Origin of the sequence: Phreatobacter sp., assembly GCF_052440005.1 — a bacterium.
Classification (GTDB): domain Bacteria; phylum Pseudomonadota; class Alphaproteobacteria; order Rhizobiales; family Phreatobacteraceae; genus Phreatobacter.
Window position 1 is genome coordinate 60,967 of sequence record NZ_JBQVQL010000004.1, and the last position, 19,886, is coordinate 80,852.

A 19,886-nucleotide genomic window follows, 5' to 3' on the forward strand; every position below is an offset into this window, starting at 1 on the left:
TCACCTGCCTTTCGGATATTCCAGCCCCATGCGCTCGTAGCGCTCGGGGTCGTCGCCCCAGTTCTCGCGCACCTTCACGAAAAGGAACAGGTGCACCTTTGTCTCGAACAGTTTCGAGAGCTCCTCGCGGGCGGAGGTCGAAATCAGCTTGATGGTGTCGCCCCGCTTGCCGAGCATGATCTTCCGCTGGCCCTCGCGCACCACGTAGATCGTCTGCTCGATGCGGATCGAGCCGTCCTTGCGCTCCTCGTAGCTCTCGGTTTCCACCGTCGCGTCGTAGGGCAACTCGTCGTGGAGGCGGTGATAGAGTTTCTCCCGGGTGATCTCTGCGGCGAGCATGCGTGCCGGCACGTCGGAGATCTCGTCTTCCGGATAGTGCCACGGCCCTGAGGGCACGACCGCCGCGAGATGGCGCTTGAGGTCCATGACGCCGGAGCCCGTGGTCGAGGAGATCATGAAGGTCTGGTCGAAGGTCGCGCGGGCGTTGATCGCCGTCGCCAGGTCGAGGAGCTTCGGCCGCTCGACGAGGTCGACCTTGTTGAGCACGAGGTCCTTCGGCTGGCGGATGTCGCCGATCTTGTCGAGGATGGCATCGACCGGCTCGTCCACGCCCTTCTTGGCGTCGACCAGCACGATGACGCGGTCGGCGTCCGCTGCTCCGCCCCAGGCAGCCGAGACCATGGCCCGGTCGAGCCGACGCTTCGGCGAGAACAGGCCCGGCGTGTCGACGAGGATGATCTGCGAGGCGCCTTCCATGGCGATGCCGCGAACCAGCGCCCGGGTCGTCTGCACCTTGTGCGAGACGATCGTGACCTTGGCGCCGACGAGGGCGTTGACCAGCGTCGACTTGCCGGCATTGGGCGCGCCGATGATGGCGACGAAGCCGCAGCGCGTGGTGTCTTCGGTCATGTCCCGGCCTCTCCCTGCGGGATCGCCGGCCAGACCCCCTCGCGCACCAGCACCGCCGTGGCGGCGGCGATTTCGGCCTGGCGCTTGGCGGCGCCCTCGCCCGTGCCATCGGCCAGGCCCGGAATGATCACGGCCATGGTGAAGATGGGGGCGTGGTCGGGGCCGGTGCGCGAGACGACCCGGTAGACGGGCGTGGCATAGCCCCTGCCCTGCGCCCATTCCTGCAGCGCACTCTTGGCGTCGCGCAGCGGCGATGCGCGGGCGAGCAGCCGCTCGCCCCAGTTGCGGACGACGAAGGCCTCCGCCGCCGGCCAGCCGGAGTCGAGGTGGATGGCGCCGATCACCGCCTCGCAGAGGTCGGCGAGGACCCCCGGGCGGCGCCCGACGGCCATCTGGCTCTCGGTGGGGCCGACATGGACGCCCTCGCCGAGCCCCAGGGCGGCGGCGATCTCGGCGCAGGTCTCGGCCCGGACGAGATCCGACAGGCGCTTCGACAGCGTGCCCTCGTCGTCCTCGGGCAGGGCCCGGAACAGCATGGCCGCCACCGCGAGGCCGAGCACCCGGTCGCCCAGGAATTCGAGCCGCTGGTAGGATCCGGAGCGCTTTTCGATGCCCGAAACGGCACTCGGATGGGTCAGCGCCCGAGCGAGCAAAGTCTTGTCGCTGAAAACGTGGCCGATCCGGGCCTCGATCTCCTCGAGGCTCGCCCGCTGGGCCTTGGCTTTGCGACCCGGCGCCACGGCGACCGTCACCTCACGAGGTTTCCGAACCGCGTCCAGCGGATCGACCAGGGCCACCGCCAGAATGCCCAGGCCCGCTCGCCCTCCTCGATGGAGAAGAACAGGACCTGCGCCCGGCCGATGAGATGGTCGAGGGGGATCGGCCCGACCTGGCTCAGCACGCGGCTGTCGGTCGAGTTGTCGCGGTTGTCGCCCATGACGAAGACGTGGCCCGGCGGCACGTCGTAGACGGGCGTGTTGTCGTAGAAGCCGTTCTCATAGAGGTCGAGCGTCGTGTAGGAGACACCGTTGGGCAGGGTCTCGCGGAAGCGGCGCGTGCGCACCTGCCGGCCGTCCTCGTTGTCCATGAAGTCGTCGATGCGTTCGCGCTGCACCGGCGTGCCGTTGATGTGCACCTGACCGTTGATCATCTGGATCTTGTCGCCCGGCAGGCCGATGACACGCTTGATGTAGTCGACGTCGGGCTCTCGCGGCAGGCGGAAGACGACCACGTCACCGCGCGTCGGCACCGATCCCATGATCCGCCCCTCGAACAGGTTGGGCGAGAAGGGGAAGGAATATTTCGAATAGCCGTAGGAGAACTTGGAGACGAAGAGATAGTCGCCGACCAGCAGCGTCTCCTTCATCGAACCGGACGGGATGTTGAACGGCTGGAACAGGAATGTGCGGATGACGAAGGCGATCAGCAGCGCGTGGATCACCACGCGGACCGTCTCGCCCAGTCCGCTCTTGTTGTCTTCGGCCACGCGCGTCGAACCTCATTCGGATGAGCCCGCCCTATAGCCCGCCGCGGCGAGGTCATGCAACGCCGACGGCGTTCAGCTGCAATTCGTGACCTGGTTGGCGCAGAGGCTACGCCACCAGCCACGATGGCCGCCAATCTCCACGAGGCCCCAGACGCCGGAGCAGGCGTGCAGCCGCTGGACGGGATCGCCGGTGCCGATGGGGCTGCCCTCACGGCTCACGTTCGCATGGGCGGAGTTTTCGTTGGGTGCCTGGTACAGGCGACCCGCCGGCAAGCTGCCATTGGCCAGGGCAGCGCCGACGAGGCGGGCGGACACCCAGCCCTGCCCGCGCGGTGCCCGGGGAAGGCTCCGTGGATAGCGTTCGCCATAGGCGACGCCGGGCGCGGTGATGTCGCGCACGAGGAACCATCCGTTGCGATAGCCGATCACCTTGAACTGGGAGCGATAGGTTTCGCCGGTGTCTCCGTCGCGATCGGGAGCCTTCCATGGCGCGGGAATGCGGCCGATCACCCGGGCCTGCGCATGGGGAGACGCGCGCAGGTTCATGCCGGCTGGATCGGTGTCCGCCGACCACCCGCTCATGTCGCAAGGCTCGGTTCCGGCAGGCAGTCGCTGCCGGGCGATCCGCAACTCCTCGACGTCCAAGACGAAGCCCGTCCATTCCTCGGTCTCTTGGGCGAAATGGGCCTCGACCACGCGAGAGCCGGTCGTCACGAACCGATCGCCCACCAGCGCGAGATCAAATTCGATGGCCTGCCCGGCATCGACCGCACTGCCCGGACGCGCCGGATTGTCTGCCCCATCCCGGAACAGCGAAACGTAGCCCTTCATCCGCCGAAGATCGACGTTGCGGACCGGGCCGGGCACCCATCCCACCGGCGGAGTGGTCCCCGGCGCATGGATCCAACCGTGGGTATCGATCCGCCGCATCGTATCGCCGGACACGAGGTAGGCGGTGCCAACCCGACGGTCGAGCTGGACGATGACACCCTCAGGCTTGCCATCGGCGTCGCTGTAATATTTCGGCTCGTCCCGAGACACGTCGTAAGGCTCTAGCGCCCGCCCGATGACCGTGGCCGCATCATCGAGGCCTCGCGACAGGATGAAGAGGTTCACGCCCTGTTGAATGCCGTCGCCATCGCTCCCCGTCGCTTCGAACACCTTGGCGCGGACGAGCCGAAGATTCTGGCCACCGATCGTCCAGGTCGACACGTCGACCGTCTTGCAGCGCAGCTCGCCGACCTGGTGTCCCCGCTGCGAAGGATGCCGGCTAGCCTGGAACACGGGATCAAGCCGCCAGTCCGTTTCGCCAAGGCTGCATGGCGGCAGCACCAGCGAGCCCTGCGCGAGCGATGGCGACGCGCAGCCGACAAGAGCTGCGACAGCCAGGGCGATACGGGTATTGCGAACGGCTCCGGACATGGCGGCTTCCTCCCGCCCCGTCCTATCGGGCCGCCATGCTGCCCACCGATCCCACCGCGATACCGCCTGTGTTTCGCGCGTTTCGTTAGAACTGCACTTCCTGCCGGTTCCGGATCGAGCGGCCCGTCGTGTCGCGCAACTCCGGTGCGATCACCGGCGGCGGCGTGCCGGGTCCCAGCGGATCGCGCGGCGCCGAGATGCGACGCGACGGCTCCCGGTTGCGATCGATCGTGGTGGGGATGGCGCCCGCCGTCTGCCCGCTCATGATCGTGCCGCCGAGGGCGTTCCCCCCTGTAGGCGCGCCGGTCGAGACGCGCGAGACGTTGCTGAGCGTCGTACTCTCCCGCGCGCCGGGCGCGGTGCGCATGCCGTCGACCTCGAGCCGCGAGGGCCCGGTGGCGACGGCGCGGCCGGACACCGGAACGGGTGAAGCGGCAATGGTCTGGACGGCGGGCGCCGGGAGCGCAGCCGTCTCCACCCGCTGGACCGGCGCGGCCTGGACGGGTTGAGGCGCGGCAACGGGGGTCTCCCGGCCCATGCAGCCCGCCAGCAGCATGGCCGCGACGGGGGCGGCGGCGAAACGCAGGATCATCAAGAAATTCCGTTCAGGCCGCCGGCAGGGCATCGGGCATCATCTCGTAGGGCGGCTTCCAGCCTGGCAGAGCCGCGATCCGCTCGCGCCAGGCGTGGAGATGGGGATAGGTGGCCTCGATGTCGTAGCCCGTCTCGTTCTGGGGATAGAACATGTACCCGGCGATCGACATGTCGGCGATGGTGGGCCGGCCGGCGACCATGTAGGGCGTCGTCGACAGGTGCTTGTCGACCAGGGCCAGCGCGCCGTCCACCCGCCCGCGCAGGAAGGACAGCACGGCGGGATCGGCCGGCTTGCCCGCCAGAGACAGCATGAAGCGGTGGGTGGCGAAGTAGCTGGTGAACTTGTGGTTGTCGAAGAGCATCCAGCGCAGGATGTCGAGCTCCTCGTCCTCGTTCGCGGCGGCGAACTGGCCGGTGCGGCGGGCGAGATAGGTCAGGATCGCGCCCGACTGCGACAGCCTCTTGCCCTCGTGCTCGAGCACCGGCACCTCGCCCATCGCATTGATCTCGTTCCGCCAGGCGGTGTCACGGGTCGCCCCGTCGAAGAAGCGCACGAGGACAGGCTCCCAGTCGAGCCCGCAGGCCGACAGCATCAGCGCGACCTTGTAGGCATTGCCCGACTGGGCGAAGCAGTGGAGGCGGTAGGCGGCCAATGTGACACCTGCGAGTTGGCGAGACCGAATGACGCAGGGAAGCGGCGCGCCGTGGCGAAATGGTGGCGGCGGATCAGCGCCGGCGCCGGTTGCCCTGCGGCTGGGCCTCGCCCTGGTTCGCGTGGGGGCCGAGGGCCGGATCCGGCGGCAGGGGCGGCGGAGTCGCGTTGACGACGGGCGGTCCGGGGGGCGCCGAGGGCTGCGTCTGGGCGCAACCGGCCAGCCCGGCCATGGCGACGACGGTCAAACCCGCGAGGATCGGTCTCTTCATGGTTGTTCGTCTCCGTGCGTGACAGACGCCCTTTAGCCCCCCGGTGGCGGCTTCCGCAAGTCGCCCGAAAACGGCAAGGCCCTGGCAACCTTAAACAAGTCTTAGGCGCCTCCTTCTACAGTCCATTACCAGCAAGGTTGCGCGTTCGGAGACCACGATGGATATCGCCACAATCCTCGGGCTTGTTGGGGCCATCGGCGTCATCGTCACGCTCATCATGATCGACGGCGGCAATTTCGCCCAGTATTTCGACAAGCACGCCGTGATCATCATCTTCGGCGGCTCCGCGGTCGCCACCATGGCCCGCTTCCCCCTCGGCGTCATCGGTCACAGTCTTCCGATGGGCTTCAAGGCGGCACTCGCGATGCCGAAGTCGAGCCCCCGCCAGCTGGTCGAGGAGATCGCCAGCATCGCCGACGTCGCCCGCAAGCAGGGTCCCAACGCGCTCGAGAAGCTCGACGTCTCGGACCCCACCCTCGCCCAGGGCATCCGCTACATCGCCGACGGCTATGACGCCGACTTCATCCGCCAGACCATGGAGACGGACAAGGACAACGTCTATGCGCAGCTCGACGAGGCCCAGAAGGTCTACCGCTCCATCGGCGACTGCGCCCCGGCCTTCGGCATGGTCGGCACCATCCTTGGCATGGTCAACATGTTCGCCAACATGACCGACCCCTCCAAGCTCGGCCCCATCATGGCCATGGCGCTGCTCGCCACGCTCTACGGCGCCGTCGTGTCCAACTTCGTCTGCCTGCCGATCGCCGACAAGTGCCACCTCAAGATGGCCGAGGAGGACCTCAACCGGTCGATCATCATCGACGGGGTCATCCAGATCCGGAACCAGAAGAGCCCGCAGGTCGTCAAGGAGATGCTGCTGGCCTATCTGACGCCGCACGACCGCCACCACCTGGCCGAAGCCGCCTGAGGTCCCCATGGCAAAGCGCAAGGGCGGAGGTCACGCCGGTGGCCACGGCTGGTACGTCACCTTCGCCGATCTAATGGCCCTGCTGATGTCCTTCTTCGTCGTGCTCGTCGCGACGTCGACCCAGGACGAGCGGAAGAAGCACATGATGACGGGCTCGTTCCGCGAGGCCTTCGGCACGACCAGCAACACGAGCCTCACGGGCATGATCGAGCTGCACGGCATCCCGACCCGGCCCTACATCCAGAACCTCGCCTCGACACCCGAATCGCCGACCGACCGGCCGGCGCCGCGCACCGACGAGCGCAACCCCGACGCCATCAACGCCATGGCCGACCGCCGCATGGCGCTCGCGGCGGCGAGTCTGCGGCAAGCACTGCAGGCGTTCCCCGAGATCGCCGAACTCTCCAAGAACATCATCATGGAGGAGCGCCCGGACGGCCTCGACATCCAGATCGTCGACCAGGACGGGCGCGCCATGTTCCCCCCGGACGGCCGCGAACCCTATGAGCGCACGCGGCGCCTCATCGCTGCGCTGACCCCGGCGCTGCGGCAGCTGTCGAACCGCGTCACCATCACCGGCCACACGTCCGGGACGCGGGTGCTCGGCCGGCCCGGCTACGGGCCCTGGGACCTCACCGCGGACCGGGCCAACGCCGTGCGCATGATCATGGAAGAGCACGGCCTGCCGCCCGATCGCATCTTCGCCGTCACCGGCAAGGGCGACAGCGAGCCGATGTTCCCCGACGATCCCTATCTCGCCGCAAACCGGCGCGTCTCGATCCTTCTCATGAAGGAAGCGCCGGTGGCGCCGCGGTCCTTCCTCGGCAACTGATCAGGTCCAGCCGATCATTCCGAGGAACTCGTTGGCCACCTTGTTGAACCGCACGGCGTGCTCGAAATAGACCGAGTGGCCGGCGCCCTCGACCCGATGGATCGAGGCGCGCGGCCAGCTGTCGGCCACAAGTTCAATTCCGCGCGGGCAGATGAGCGGGTCCTCCGAGCCGATCACGAACAGCGCGGGACAGGCCATGCGCGCGGCATCGGCCGCGCCGCGCGTGCGCATGACGCGGATGCGCTTGCCCACGTCGTCCTTGTCGAGGCCGGAGGTCAGCCGGTCGATGCCCTGATAGAGAGCGTGCAGCGAAGGATTGTCCTCCGCCATCCGCTCTCCCGCCGCCCGGTGGATGCCGCGGGCGGCGAAGTCCTGGAGCCGCGCCGGCATGGCCTGGCGCCAGGCCTGCACCTCGGCATCACCGAAGCGGTCGTAGTCGAAGGAGCCGGTGGTGCACGCCATGACGAGGCCGGCGACGCGGTCGGGCGCGGCCAGCGCCGTCTCCACGCAGGTCCAGCCGCCCATGGACTGGCCGACGATCACCGCTTTCGCGATGCCGAGATGGTCGAGGAGGGCCAGGAGGTCGCCCGCATAGAGCTGCGGATCGGCGATGCCGCCCGGCGCGGTGGAGGGCGCGAAGCCCCGGTGTGAGAGGGTCACGACCTTGTGCCACTGGGCGAAGACCGGCGCCGACTGCCACCAGCTCAGGTGGTTGCCGCCGAGGCCGTGGGCGAAGACCAGGGCCGGACCCTCGCCGCCCGTCTCGTAGTAGATTTCGGCCCCGTCGGGGCGCGCCAGTCGGCCGGCGGTTAGCGTCGGATAGGGATTCGACATGGGAAGCACTCCTCGGACACCGCCAGCCTAGACGCCCCGCCGCCGCGCCGGAAGCGCCCGCCATGCAGGCCGACCGTGCCGACGCGCCCCTTTCCGCAAGGCTCCCGGCCGTCCATGATCCCCAAAACAACAGGGAGGATAGTGATGGCCATGGTCGATGCGGAGCGCCTCGTCGCGCTCGTCGCGACGATTTTCGAGCGGGCGGGCTGCGACGCCGAGGAGGCCGGGCGCATCGGTCGCTACCTGACGGAGGCCAATCTGACGGGCCACGACAGCCACGGCGTCGCCCGCGTCCCGCGCTATGTGGACTGGCTGAAGGAGGGCCGGGTCGAGGCCGGAAAGTCCGTCACCGCCGTCGTCGATACCCCGGCCATCACGGTGCTCGACGGCCACTACGGCTTCGGCCAGACCGTCGGCCCGCAGGCCGTGCGCATCGGCATCGCCAAGGCGAAGCAGAACGGCCTCGCCGCCGTCGCCTTGCGCAAGGCGGGTCATCTCGGCCGCATCGGCGACTTCGCCGAGATGGCCGCCGCCGAGGGCCTCGTCTCCATCCATTTCGTCAATGTCGTGGGCTCGATCCTCGTCGCCCCCCATGGCGGCGTCGACCGGCGGCTCTCCACCGCGCCCTACTGCATCGGCGTCCCGCGTCCCGGCCAGCCACCGCTCCTCCTGGACTTCGCCACCTCGCTGGTCGCCGAGGGCAAGGTGCTCGTCGCCTCCATGGGCGGCAAGCCCATCCCGCCGGACGCACTGATCTCTCCCGACGGCACCAAGAGCGGCGACCCCGCCGTGCTCTACGGCCCCTACCCCGCCGGTCCTGGCACCCGCGACCCGATGAACGGGCCCGGTGCGATCCGCGCCTTCGGTGACCACAAGGGCTCGGGCCTCGCCTTCATGTGCGAGATCCTCGGCGGCGCCTTGACCGGCGCCGGCACCACCGGGCCGGACAAGCGGTTCTGCAACGGGATGATGTCGATCTACATCGACCCGAAGGTGGTCGATCCCGACGGGTTCTTCCCGGGCGAATGCGCAGAATATGTCGCCTATTACAAGAGCGCCCGGCCGGTGGAGGCGGGCGGTGAGGTGCTGGTGCCGGGCGAGGCCGAGCTGCGCTCGCGGGCGAAGAAGCTGACGGACGGCGTGCCGCTCTCCGACGGCACCTGGGACTCCATCGCCGCCACCGCGACGGCCCTCGGCATCGGAGACAACGTCATCAAGGCGGCGCTGCGCTGATCAGATCGAGCCGAAATCGCCGCCGCGTCCCTTGCCGGCAGCGAAGCGCCCTGCCCCTTCGATCCCTTCGGCGACCGCCATGGTCGCCGACGTGCGCCATTCGTGTCGAAGGGCCTCGGTCATCGGCAGGTCCCACTGGGCGAGCGCAGAGGCGCGGTCGGCCCTGAGGCAGCCTTGCGGGAAGCGGGCGATCTCGTGTGCCAGCGCCTCCGCCGCCTCCCGCGAGGTGCCCTTCGGCACGACCCGGTCGGCGAGGCCGATGCGGAGCGCTTCCTCCGCCTCCACCTTGCGGCCGGTGAGGATGAGGTCGAGCGCCCGGCCCTGGCCGACGAGGCGCGGCAGCCGCACGGTGCCGCCGTCGATCAGCGGCACGCCCCAGCGCCGGCAATAGACGCCCATATAGGCGTCCTCCTCCATGACACGCAGGTCGCACCAGAGCGCGATCTCCATGCCGCCGGCGACAGCCGGTCCGGCGATGGCGGCGATCACCGGCTTCGACAGCATCAGCCGGGTCGGCCCCATAGGCCCGCGCGGCCAGTCCGTGTCGCCATCGGGAATGTCGAGATCGCCGCCGAAGGGCGTGCCCCCCGGCGCCGCCGCCGCGTGCTTCAGGTCGAACCCGGCGCAGAAGGCCCCGCCGGCACCCCACAGCACGCCGACGCTCGCCGTCTCGTCCGCCTCGAAGGCGAGGAGCGCCTCCGTGAGGGCCACGGCCCCTTCGGGGTTCATGGCGTTGCGCGCCGCGGAGCGGGTGCGGATGAAGGTGGTGACGGGTCCGGAGGTCTCGACGACGAGATCGGTCATGGCTGGCTCCTCAATCGACGATGCCGGGCGTCTCGACCACCATCATGGTGGCCGTCATCATGGCGATGAGCTTGCGCTCGCCGCCCGTCTCGGCGAAGCACTCGCCGAGCGTCACCATGATCGTCTTGCCGGGTCGCACCACCCGGCCGATGCCGATGAAGCGCTCGCCCTTGCCCGGCGACATCATGTTCACCTTGAACTCGATGGTCAGCACGCCGGTGCCGCGCGGCATCAGGGTCATCGCCGAGAACCCGCAGGCATTGTCGACGAGCGCCGCGATCGCGCCGGCATGGACGAAGCCATGCTGCTGCAGGATGTGCGGCGCGAAGGGCATGGTCATCTCGACGTGGCCCGGCGCGATGGGGCCGAGGCTCATGCCGAGCGTCGCCATCATGGACTGCCGCGCGAAGCTGGCGCGGCCGCGGGCCTCGTAGTCCGGGTCCTTCGGGGAAAAGTCCTGCTGCGCGGCAGCCATGCGCACCCACCTTCGCTGAAATGCGGGCCAAGGGTCGCAAACTCGCTTATTGTCCCGCAAGCCGTCTGGTCGGTCGAGGGATCGCATTGCTCTTCTGGTACATGCCACGTTTCACTGAGGCCGCCATGAGCGCCGCCACGCTGTCGGCTTCCACCGCCGTCGCGTCGGCCGTGACCATTACCCACCGGATGATGCTGCTCGCCGATCCCGCTACGATCTGGGACCTGTCGACCCGCGGCGAGGCCATGCAGATGATCTCCGAAAAGCTGGATGCGGCGACGCAGGGGTCGTTCGATGCCGCGGTGGAAGCCGGCAGGCTCGCCCTGCGCAGCGCCACCGGCCAGCTGTCCCACGACGACGTCGCCCATGGTCTCCTCGCCATCGGCGTGGCCGCGGCCCGTCCGGCCGCCCGCAGAGCCAGGGCCAATGCACGGCGCCTCGGGCGCACTTGACGGCCGGCGGCTGGGCCCCATCTCCGTAGAGGGCGGGCACCATTGACGCGCCTGAGACGAGGCGCCACGGAGGCCGACATGCGCCACCTGTTCCTCTCCCTCGCCATGACCGGGGCGGTGCTCGGTGCGGCGACGACCGCGGCCTCCGCCCTCTGCAACATTTCCGCCCGGCCCTTCGTCATGGGCCAGCCCGGCCGTATCGCCATGGTGGTGGCGGGCGAGCCATGCCGCATCAGCCTGCAGGCGGGTGAACGCAGCCGCTTCGACTCCCTCAATGTCGTCGCGCGGCCCCGCGGCGGGCGCGTGTTTGCGGACGGGCGGACGGGGGTGGTCTACACGCCCAGGCACGGCTTCGTCGGCCAGGACAGCTTCGTCATCGCCGTGACGGGCACCAGCAGCATCGGCAGTGGCACATCCGAGCTCCACGTCGACGTGGACGTGCCCCGGCCGCGCTAGCTCAGGAGGTTGACGAGCCAGAGCGCCAGCGCCGGAAAGGCGACGACGAGGCCGAGCCGCAGCACGTCCGCCAGCACGAAGGGGATGACGCCGCGATAGGTGGCGAGGATCGGCACGTCCTTCGCAATTGCCGAGACGACGAAGACGTTCAGGCCAATCGGCGGCGCCGTCAGGCCGATGCCGACCACCATCAGCACCAGGATTCCGAACCAGATGGCGATGTCGTCGGGCATCATGCCGAGGTCGAGGGCGGTGACGATGGGAAAGAAGATCGGCAGGGTGAGGAGGATCATGGCGAGCTCGTCCATGACGCCGCCGAGGATGATGTAGAACACCAGAAGGCCGACGATGACGCCGTAGGGCGGCAGGCCCGACTGGGTCACCAGCTCCGCGGCGGTCGCCGGCAGCTGCGACAGGGCGAGGAAGCCGTTGAACACCTCGGCCCCGAGCAGGATGATGAAGATCATCGCCGAGGTCTCGGCGGTCTGGATGAGCGAGGCCTTGATCTCGCTCCAGCCGAGACCGCCCTGCACCACGCCTACCACCAGCATGGCGATGCAGCCGATGGAGGCGCCCTCGGTGGGCGTGAACACTCCGCCGTAAATGCCCCCCACCACCGTCGCCGCGATCAGCATGACCGGCCAGACGCCGACGAGGGCACGCCCCCGCTCCGCCCAGCCGACGCGGTCGACGGCCGGTCCGGCCTCCGGCCTGAGGCGCACCATGATCGCGATGACGATGCAGTAGAAGACTGCGGCGAGGAGGCCGGGGATCAGCGCCGCCATGAACAGCTTGGCGATGTTCTGCTCGGTGGTGATCGCATAGACGACCAGGATGACCGAGGGCGGGATGAGGATGCCGAGCGTGCCGCCCACCGCGATCATGCCCGTGGCGAAACCCTGGTCGTAGCCGTAGCGCTTGAACTCCGGCAGCGTCGCGCGGCCGAAGGTGGCGGTCGTCGCCACCGACGAGCCGCAGATGGCGCCGAAGCCGGCGCAGGCGCCGATCAGCGCCATGCCGAGCCCGCCGCGGCGATGGCCGAGGAAGCTCGCGGCAGCCCGGAACAGCGCTGTCGAAAGGCCCGACTTCTCCGCGAGCGCCCCCATCAGGATGAAGAGCGGAATCACCGACAGCGTGTAGTTCGCGAACAGGTGATAGGGCGTCGTCTTCATGTAGTTGAGGAAGATCGGCACGCTGGTGAACCAGGCATAGCCGATGGAGCCCGCCGTCAGCATGGCGAGGCCGATGGGCATCCTCAGAACGAGCAGGACCAGCATGCCGGCGAAGCCGACGGCGGCGACAGCGGCACCGCTCATGGTTCGGCCCGCCCGAGGCGCAATGCCGAGGTGACCGCCACCAGCGCGAGAAGGAGGGCCATCAGCGAAACCGCAAGGATGGCCCACCCGATGGGGATGGCGAGCACCATGGAACTGGTCCGCGATGAGATGGCGTCGATGCCGCCGGCCATGAGCCGCCAGCCGATGAGGAGCGCAAAACCCGCGTAGACGAGGTCCCACAGCCGATCGAGGCTGCGGTTGAACCAGGCGGGCGTGCGCAGGGTGAAGGTGTCGACAAAGACGTTGCCGCGGCGGATCTGGCAATAGGGCAGGAAGGCGAAGACCGCCACGGCGGTGGCGATCTGCACCATCTCGAAGTCGCCCTGCACGCCGGACCTGAACAGCCAGCGCAGCAGGACGGACAGCGTCACCATCACCGCCGCGGAGAGCATCAGGAGCCCACCGAAGACGGCGAGCGTCCGCGTCACGGTGTCGATGATGCCGGGCGCCGGAACGTCCCGCTGCTCGGCCCCCTCCTGCGTCATGCCGTCAGGCCGCCATGTGTTTGGCCACGGCCGCCCTGACGTCGTCGACGATCTTCTGCCCGTCGAGCCCGCGGTCCTTGACGCCCTTGATCCAGGCTTCCTCGACCGGACGGGTGGCGGCGCGCCACTTCGCCGCCTCGTCCTCGGCGAGGACGGTGATGGTGTTGCGCGAGCGGCCCTTGACCATCTCGGCCACGGTCCGGCCGCGCTCGTCCCACATCTCGCCGGCCATGACCGCGGCCATCATGCCGGAATGGTCGTCCATGACCTTCTTCAGGTCGGCCGGCAGGCCCTCGTACTTGGCCTTGTTCATGGCGAGGATGAAGGTCGCCGTATAAAGCGTCGGCGATCCCGGGATCTCCGTGTGGTGGTTGACCAGCTCGTGCAGGCGCAGGGCCGGCACGACCTCCCAGGGGACCACGGCGCCGTTGATGACGCCCTGCGCCAGAGCCTCCGGCACCTGCGGGATCGGCATGCCGATGGCGGTCGCCCCGAGCGCCCTGAGCGCCTCGCCCGCCTGGCGGGTGGGGAAGCGCAGCTTCAGGCCCTGCAGGTCGGCCTGCGTCTTCACCTGCTTGTTGGAATGGATGAGACCGTGGTCGTGCGCCCAGAGGCAGAGCGGCTGGACCTCGGAATATTCCTTGTAGAAATGCGTCGGGCCGAGCTCGGCCATCACCTTGGAATTGGTGACCCCGCGCTTGCCGCCGATGAAGGGCAGCTCCATCGCCTCCGTCGCCGGGAAGCGGCCGGGCGTGTTGCCGGGCAAAGTCCAGACGATGTCGGCGACGCCGTCGCGCGCCTGGTCGAAGAGCTGAGGCGGGGCGCCGCCCAGCTGCATCGAGGGGAAGATGTCGATCTTGATCCGGTTGCCGGAGGCCTCCTGCACCTTGCGCGACCACGGCAGCAGGAAGCGCTGGTGGGCGTTCGAGACGGGCGGCAGGAAGTGGTGCAGGCGCAGCGTCACCTGCGGGGACTGGCCCCAGGCGGTGCGCATCACGGCGGGTGTGGCGACGGCGGCGCCGGCAAGTGCCAGCGCGTGGCGACGGGTGAGCGTCATGGCGAAATCCTCGTCAACGTTCCTCGGGAGGCCCTTGGGGCCGGCGCCGTTGATGGCGTCTTGGTGGTTTGACGCGACGATAGCGGCGGGCGGGCGCCCGTCGCAAGGCATTTGGTTGGATATCCGACTAAATCGGTCTGCGCAGGACTACGGACGCCGGCCGGTCACATGGTCGCGCCGATTTGCCAGGGCACGAACTCGTTGTCGCCGTAGCCGAGCAGCTCCGACCTCGTCTTCTCGCCCGAGGCCGTCCTCAGGATCAGGTCGAAGATCTGCTGGCCCTTGTCCTCGAGCGACACGCCGTCCAGCACGTCGCCACAGTTGATGTCCATGTCGTCGATCATGCGCGTGTAGATGTCGGAATTGGTGGCGAGCTTGATCGAGGGGGTCGGCTTGCAGCCATAGGCCGAGCCACGCCCCGTCGTGAAGCACAGGAGGTTCGAGCCGCCGGCCACCTGCCCCGTCGCTGCCACGGGGTCGTAACCGGGCGTGTCCATGTAGACGAAGCCGGCCCGGTCGATCTTCTCGGCATAGTGGTAGACGCCGCGCAGCGTCGTCGAGCCGCCCTTGGCAGCAGCACCGAGCGACTTCTCGAGGATGGTGGTCAGGCCGCCGGCCTTGTTGCCGGGCGAAGGATTGTTGTCCATCGACCCCTCGTGCTTGGCCGTGTAGCCCTCCCACCAGCGGATGATGTCGACCAGCTTCTCGCCGACCTCGCGGCTCTCGGCGCGGCGGGTGAGGAGATGCTCCGCGCCGTAGATCTCCGGCGTCTCCGACAGGCAGGCCGTGCCGCCGTGGCGGACCAGCAGGTCCACCGCCTTGCCGAGAGCCGGATTGGCCGTGATGCCGGAGTAGCCGTCGGAACCGCCGCACTGGAGGGCGAGGCACAGTTCCGATGCCGGCAGCGTCTCCCGCTGCGCCTGGTTGACGATGGGGAGCATTTCGCGGATCCGCGCCATGCCGGCCTCGATCGACTTCTTCGTGCCGCCCGTCTCCTGGATGGTCATGGACTGGAATCGGTCGCCGGGCTGGATGCCATAGTCCTTCATCAGCCGCGGGATCTGGAACACCTCGCAGCCGAGGCCGACGATCAGCACGGCCGAGACGTTCGGATTGGTGGCATAGCCCCAGATGGTTCGCTCGAGGATGTCGAACCCGAGGCCCTCGCCGGCGAGGCCGCATCCCGTGCCGTGGACCAGCGGAATGACGCCGTCGACATTGGGGTACTCGGCGAGCATGCCCGAGCGGTTCACTGCCTCCGCCATGAAGCGGGCGACCGAGGCCGAGCAGTTCACCGAGGTGAGGATGGCGATGTAGTTGCGCGTCCCGGCGCGTCCGGTGGCCCTGCGGAAACCCTGGAAGGTGGCGCGATCAGCGAGCGGGAGAATGTCCTCCGGCTTCGCGTCCCGTGCGAAGGCATAGTCCCGCTCGAAGGCGGCGAAGGCGCAGTTGTGGGTATGGACCCAGTCGCCGGGAGCGATCGGCTGTGAGGCAAAGCCGATGATCTGCCCATATTTGACGACGGGCTGGCCCTCCGCGAGCGGCTGGGTCGCCATCTTGTGACCCTTCATCACCCGGGCCGTCGCCGTCACCCCGTCCACCCTCTTGCCGGCGTCAATCATGTCGACGGCGACGACGACGTTGTCCTCCGCGGCGAGGCGGATGAAGCGGGGCTGGGTGGTCATGGGGCTCTCCCGGGACAGCGGCCACTCGGCCGTCATTGCCGCCGATCATGGCCTTTGAACCGTTTTAGGGAAAGGGGTCAGCGCATCGCCCCTGCCCCGCCTCAGCCGGCGGCGAGCCCACCCTTCTCGCGCACGAAGCGGGCGACCTCGGCGACGCCGTCGCCGGTCTTGATGTTGGTGAAGACGAAGGGCCGCTGCCCCCGCATGCGCTTGGAATCGCGGTCCATGTTGCCGAGGTCGGCGCCGACCATCGGCGCGAGGTCAGTCTTGTTGATGACCAGGAGATCGGAGCGGGTGATGCCCGGCCCGCCCTTGGACGGGATCTTCTCCCCCGCCGCAACGTCGATGACGTAGATCGTGATGTCGGCGAGTTCCGGCGAGAAGGTCGCGGCGAGGTTGTCACCGCCCGACTCGATCAGGATGAGATCGAGTTCGGGGAACTTGGCCCGCATCTCCGCCACGGCCGCGAGGTTGATCGAGGCGTCCTCGCGGATGGCGGTGTGCGGGCATCCCCCCGTCTCGACCCCCATGATGCGCTCGGTCGGCAGCGCGCCCGACCGCATCAGATATTCGGCATCCCACTTGGTATAGATGTCGTTGGTGATGGCGGCGATCTCGAAGTCCTGCCGAAGCGCCTTGCAGAGCGCGTCCATCAGCGCCGTCTTGCCGGACCCGACGGGTCCACCGATGCCGACGCGCAGGGGTCCGTGGGGAGAAGGCATGGGTCAGCTCCTGAACAGGCGGGTGTACTGGGTTTCGTGGCGCATGGACGCGATGTCCGAGCGCAGGGCGTGCCCGCCGATATCGTCGAGGGCGAGCACGCGCGCAGCCGCCGCCGTCTCGGCCACGACCGGCTCGAGGGCGGCGAGCGCCCGCTGCCCGTCGGTCTGGCCGAGGGGCACGAGCCGCACGGCGGCCGAGATGAGGTTCGCCGCCACCGCGTGCAGGAAGGCGTGGAGCGCCGTCGCCTCATCGATGCCGTGGGCCGCGGTCGCAGCGCCCACCGCCACCGGATAGGCGACGGCATCCGGCCAGGAGGCGCGCACGAGGGTGAGCGGCGCCGCCGGCCAGGCGGCTTCCGTCGCCGTCATGAAGGCGTTGCCCTGGGCCGTGGCTTCAAGGCGCCGCTCCCGGGAGGGCTGGAAGGCGAGCGCCAGTTCCGCGACCTCCGCCAGCGCCCTGCCCTCGCCCGCCGCCACGGCGCGGTGCGCATGGGCGCAGAAGGTGGCGTCGGCGAGCCCTGAGCCCTCGCGCATGACGAGGCCGAGCCAGTCGACAAGGCTCCTGAGGTCGGTGATGTCGCCGGTCTCCACCGCCCATTCCAGCCCGTGCGAATAGCTGAAGGCGCCGACCGGATAGGCTGGCGACATCCACGCGAGAAGACGATAGAACGCCGCCGGGGCGGCTGCCGGCTCAGCCATGCTTGTGGTCGTGGCCGTGGTGATGGCCGTGGTCGTGCCCATGGTCATGGTCGTGGTGATCATGCCCGCAGCCGCAGGACTCGTCGTGGACATGGCCGGCGGTCTGGACGGCAAGGACGTCGCGCGGCTTCGGCGCCGGCGCGTGGTCATGGCCGTGGTGGGCGTGGGAATGCCCCTGACCATGCGAGTGGCTGTGGGCGTGAGCATGGCCATGCGCATGCGAATGACTGTGGGAATGGCCGTGATCGGTCGCATGTGAATGACCGTGGTCATGCCCCGTCACCGTCCCGTGGCCATAGGCGCCGCCCTCGGGATCGAAGGGCGCTTCGATGGATACGACCCTCGCGCCGAGGCCGCGCACCATGTCCTCGATGACGTGGTCGCGGCGGATCCTCAGCCGCGTGCCCATGATCTGGGTCGGCAGATGGCGGTTGCCGAGGTGCCAGGCGACGCGAACCATGTGGTTCGGATCGCTCGTGCGGATCTCCACCAGCGGCTCGGCGGCGGCGACCACCATGACGACGCGACCATCCTCCAGCTTCAGCCCCGAATCGGAAACCAGCGGCACCGCTTCCGGCAGGTCGAGCAGGAAAGCCGTCCCCTCGACGCCCTCCATCGCCAGGCGCCGCCGGTGGCGGTCGTCATAGTCGAGCACGACGCGGTCGACGACCGCGGTCTCGGCGAAGGAACGGGGAGCGAGAACTTCGGTGGCGCGGATCATCGTATGTCTCTTGTCCTGGACGCCTTGCAGAACTGAAGTGCGTCCTTCGAGGCAGCTGCCGAGCCTCTAAGGACGCAATAGCCCAAATGCCAGCCGCTGGCGAACGTCAGAACAGGAAGTAGCGCTGCGCCATCGGCAATTCCTTCGCCGGTTCGCAGGTCAGGAGCTCCCCGTCCGCGCGCACCTCGTAGGTCTCGGGATGAACCTCGATATGCGGCGTCGCGCCGTTGTGGATGAGGCTCTTCTTGGAGATGCCGCCGCGCACGTTCTCCACGGGGAGGACGATGCGGTCGAGGCCGAGCTTCTCGTGCACGCCTTTCTCATAGGCCGCCTGCGACACGAAGGTCACCGAGGAGGCGGTCATCGCCTTGCCGAAGGCGCCGAACATCGGCCGGTAGTGCATGGGCTGCGGCGTCGGGATGGAGGCGTTGGGGTCACCCATGGGCGCGGCGGCGATGGTGCCGCACTTGATGACTATGGCCGGCTTCACCCCGAAGAACTTCGGCTCCCACAGGACGAGGTCGGCGAGCTTTCCGACCTCCACCGAACCGATGTGCTTCGACAGGCCGTGGGCGATCGCCGGGTTGATGGTCACCTTGGCGATGTAGCGCTTCACCCGGAAATTGTCGGCGCCGGTGCCGACGTCCTCGGGCAGGCTGCCGCGCTGCACCTTCATCTTGTGGGCGGTCTGGAAGGTGCGGATGATCACCTCGCCGATGCGCCCCATCGCCTGGCTGTCGGAGGCCATGATGGAGAGCGCGCCCATGTCGTGGAGGATGTCCTCGGCCGCGATAGTCTCCTTGCGGATGCGGCTCTCGGCGAAGGCGACGTCCTCGGGGATGGAGGGCGAGAGGTGGTGGCAGACCATGAGCATGTCGAGGTGTTCCTCGATCGTGTTCACGGTGTAGGGCATGGTCGGATTGGTGGAGGACGGCAGAACGTTCTCCACCATGGCGACCTTGATGATGTCGGGTGCATGGCCGCCGCCGGCGCCTTCCGTGTGGAAGGCGTGGATCGTGCGGCCCTTCAGGGCCGCGATGGTGTCGTCGACGAAGCCGCTCTCGTTCAGCGTGTCGGTGTGGATCATCACCTGGACGTCGTGGTCGTCGGCCACCGCCAGGCAGTTGTCGATGGCGGCGGGCGTCGTGCCCCAGTCCTCGTGCAGCTTGAGGGCGCAGGCCCCCGCCTCGATCTGCTCGACCAGAGCGTCGGGCAGCGCCGCATTGCCCTTGCCGGCGAAGGCGAGGTTCATGGGGAAGGCTTCCGCCGCCTGCAGCATGCGGGTGATGTGCCAGGGGCCGGGCGTACAGGTCGTCGCCGTCGTGCCCGAGGCCGGTCCCGTGCCGCCGCCGAGCATGGTGGTGAGCCCGCTCATCAGTGCGTCGTCGATCTGTTGCGGGCAGATGAAGTGGATGTGGGTGTCGATGCCGCCGGCGGTGAGGATCTTGCCCTCGCCGCCGATCGCCTCGGTCCCCGGACCGATGATGATGGTGACGTCCGGCTGCACGTCGGGATTGCCGGCCTTGCCGATGGCATGGATGCGGCCGTCCTTGAGGCCGACATCCGCTTTCACGATCCCCCAGTGGTCGATGAGGAGGACATTGGTGATGACCGTGTCCACCGCCCCTGCCCGGTTGGTCACCTGGCTCTGTCCCATGCCGTCGCGGATGACCTTGCCGCCGCCGAACTTCACCTCCTCGCCATAGGTCGTGAAGTCCTTCTCGACCTGGACGAAGAGTTCGGTGTCGGCGAGGCGCACCTTGTCGCCGACCGTCGGCCCGAACATGTCGGCATAGGCGCCGCGCGTCATCCTGTAGGGCATGGAATTCTC

The 19,886-nt window shown here is 68.5% G+C and carries 23 protein-coding genes; 5 read left to right on the forward strand and 18 right to left on the reverse strand.

Annotation, left to right across the window (positions count from 1 at the left end):
* The 7 genes from era to ACT6XY_RS02055 all read right to left on the reverse strand — a co-directional run bounded on the left by era (position 1) and on the right by ACT6XY_RS02055 (position 5,335).
* Positions 1-909 carry a GTPase Era gene (era, locus tag ACT6XY_RS02025; protein WP_444567257.1) on the reverse strand — a complete coding sequence of 303 codons (909 nt, stop codon included), beginning with the start codon at positions 907-909 and terminating at the stop codon, positions 1-3.
* Positions 906-1,649, reverse strand: coding sequence for a ribonuclease III (gene rnc, locus ACT6XY_RS02030; protein WP_444746673.1), 744 nt, complete (start codon positions 1,647-1,649; stop codon positions 906-908). Before rnc ends, era begins: the two co-directional genes overlap by 4 nt.
* An 8-nt stretch (positions 1,650-1,657) precedes the next feature.
* The gene (lepB, locus tag ACT6XY_RS02035; RefSeq protein ID WP_444567255.1) at positions 1,658-2,395 is read right to left on the reverse strand and encodes a signal peptidase I; all 738 of its coding nucleotides are present in this window, start codon (positions 2,393-2,395) and stop codon (positions 1,658-1,660) included.
* A 72-nt stretch (positions 2,396-2,467) separates the two neighbouring features.
* The gene (locus tag ACT6XY_RS02040; RefSeq protein ID WP_444567254.1) at positions 2,468-3,817 is read right to left on the reverse strand and encodes a hypothetical protein; all 1,350 of its coding nucleotides are present in this window, start codon (positions 3,815-3,817) and stop codon (positions 2,468-2,470) included.
* A gap of 85 nt (positions 3,818-3,902) precedes the next feature.
* On the reverse strand, positions 3,903-4,409 hold the full coding sequence (locus tag ACT6XY_RS02045) for a hypothetical protein (RefSeq protein WP_444567253.1): 507 nt from the start codon (positions 4,407-4,409) through the stop codon (positions 3,903-3,905).
* A gap of 13 nt (positions 4,410-4,422) precedes the next feature.
* A complete protein-coding gene (locus ACT6XY_RS02050; RefSeq protein ID WP_444567252.1) occupies positions 4,423-5,064 on the reverse strand; it encodes a glutathione S-transferase family protein in 642 nt (213 codons plus the stop codon).
* Positions 5,065-5,137: 73 nt separating this feature from the next.
* Positions 5,138-5,335: a hypothetical protein gene (locus ACT6XY_RS02055; protein WP_444746674.1), complete on the reverse strand. Its 198-nt coding sequence runs from the start codon at positions 5,333-5,335 to the stop codon at positions 5,138-5,140.
* A 157-nt stretch (positions 5,336-5,492) separates the two neighbouring features.
* Here ACT6XY_RS02055 and ACT6XY_RS02060 point away from each other — a divergent pair, with 157 nt between their 5' ends.
* Positions 5,493-6,263: a motility protein A gene (locus ACT6XY_RS02060; RefSeq protein ID WP_444567251.1), complete on the forward strand. Its 771-nt coding sequence runs from the start codon at positions 5,493-5,495 to the stop codon at positions 6,261-6,263.
* A gap of 7 nt (positions 6,264-6,270) precedes the next feature.
* Positions 6,271-7,095, forward strand: a complete 825-nt coding sequence (locus ACT6XY_RS02065; protein ID WP_444567250.1) for an OmpA/MotB family protein — start codon at positions 6,271-6,273, stop codon at positions 7,093-7,095.
* On the opposite strand, the gene ACT6XY_RS02070 is transcribed toward ACT6XY_RS02065, so the two are convergent.
* A complete protein-coding gene (locus ACT6XY_RS02070; RefSeq protein WP_444567249.1) occupies positions 7,096-7,929 on the reverse strand; it encodes an alpha/beta fold hydrolase in 834 nt (277 codons plus the stop codon).
* 144 nt (positions 7,930-8,073) lie between these two features.
* Between ACT6XY_RS02070 and ACT6XY_RS02075 the strand changes: the two genes are divergently transcribed.
* The gene (locus ACT6XY_RS02075; protein WP_444567248.1) at positions 8,074-9,162 is read left to right on the forward strand and encodes a malate/lactate/ureidoglycolate dehydrogenase; all 1,089 of its coding nucleotides are present in this window, start codon (positions 8,074-8,076) and stop codon (positions 9,160-9,162) included.
* Here the strand turns inward: ACT6XY_RS02075 and ACT6XY_RS02080 are convergent, their stop codons facing one another.
* Both ACT6XY_RS02080 and ACT6XY_RS02085 read right to left on the reverse strand, forming a co-directional pair.
* Entirely contained in the window at positions 9,163-9,966 is an 804-nt protein-coding gene (locus ACT6XY_RS02080; RefSeq protein ID WP_444567247.1) for a crotonase/enoyl-CoA hydratase family protein, read from the reverse strand.
* A gap of 10 nt (positions 9,967-9,976) precedes the next feature.
* Positions 9,977-10,441, reverse strand: coding sequence for a PaaI family thioesterase (locus ACT6XY_RS02085; protein ID WP_444567246.1), 465 nt, complete (start codon positions 10,439-10,441; stop codon positions 9,977-9,979).
* 125 nt (positions 10,442-10,566) lie between these two features.
* On the opposite strand from ACT6XY_RS02085, the gene ACT6XY_RS02090 reads away from it, so the two are divergent.
* On the forward strand, positions 10,567-10,893 hold the full coding sequence (locus ACT6XY_RS02090; protein ID WP_444567245.1) for a hypothetical protein: 327 nt from the start codon (positions 10,567-10,569) through the stop codon (positions 10,891-10,893).
* 78 nt (positions 10,894-10,971) lie between these two features.
* Positions 10,972-11,349: an Ig-like domain-containing protein gene (locus ACT6XY_RS02095; RefSeq protein ID WP_444567244.1), complete on the forward strand. Its 378-nt coding sequence runs from the start codon at positions 10,972-10,974 to the stop codon at positions 11,347-11,349.
* Here the strand turns inward: ACT6XY_RS02095 and ACT6XY_RS02100 are convergent.
* From ACT6XY_RS02100 to ureC, 8 genes are all read right to left on the reverse strand, one after another.
* Positions 11,346-12,665: a TRAP transporter large permease gene (locus ACT6XY_RS02100; RefSeq protein ID WP_444567243.1), complete on the reverse strand. Its 1,320-nt coding sequence runs from the start codon at positions 12,663-12,665 to the stop codon at positions 11,346-11,348. The two genes, ACT6XY_RS02095 and ACT6XY_RS02100, sit on opposite strands and share 4 nt — an antisense overlap.
* Positions 12,662-13,171 carry a TRAP transporter small permease gene (locus ACT6XY_RS02105; RefSeq protein WP_444567242.1) on the reverse strand — a complete coding sequence of 170 codons (510 nt, stop codon included), beginning with the start codon at positions 13,169-13,171 and terminating at the stop codon, positions 12,662-12,664. The genes ACT6XY_RS02100 and ACT6XY_RS02105 overlap by 4 nt, the downstream gene beginning before the upstream one ends.
* 4 nt (positions 13,172-13,175) lie before the next feature.
* On the reverse strand, positions 13,176-14,228 hold the full coding sequence (locus ACT6XY_RS02110; RefSeq protein WP_444567241.1) for a TRAP transporter substrate-binding protein: 1,053 nt from the start codon (positions 14,226-14,228) through the stop codon (positions 13,176-13,178).
* 164 nt (positions 14,229-14,392) lie between these two features.
* Positions 14,393-15,913, reverse strand: coding sequence for a UxaA family hydrolase (locus tag ACT6XY_RS02115; protein WP_444567240.1), 1,521 nt, complete (start codon positions 15,911-15,913; stop codon positions 14,393-14,395).
* 101 nt (positions 15,914-16,014) lie between these two features.
* Positions 16,015-16,635, reverse strand: coding sequence for an urease accessory protein UreG (gene ureG / locus ACT6XY_RS02120; RefSeq protein WP_444567239.1), 621 nt, complete (start codon positions 16,633-16,635; stop codon positions 16,015-16,017).
* A 3-nt stretch (positions 16,636-16,638) separates the two neighbouring features.
* On the reverse strand, positions 16,639-17,397 hold the full coding sequence (locus ACT6XY_RS02125) for an urease accessory protein UreF (RefSeq protein ID WP_444746675.1): 759 nt from the start codon (positions 17,395-17,397) through the stop codon (positions 16,639-16,641).
* On the reverse strand, positions 17,327-18,055 hold the full coding sequence (locus tag ACT6XY_RS02130; RefSeq protein WP_444746676.1) for an urease accessory protein UreE: 729 nt from the start codon (positions 18,053-18,055) through the stop codon (positions 17,327-17,329). Before ACT6XY_RS02130 ends, ACT6XY_RS02125 begins: the two co-directional genes overlap by 71 nt.
* A 106-nt stretch (positions 18,056-18,161) precedes the next feature.
* A complete protein-coding gene (gene ureC / locus ACT6XY_RS02135) occupies positions 18,162-19,877 on the reverse strand; it encodes an urease subunit alpha (protein WP_444746677.1) in 1,716 nt (571 codons plus the stop codon).
* Positions 19,878-19,886 lie beyond the last annotated feature (9 nt).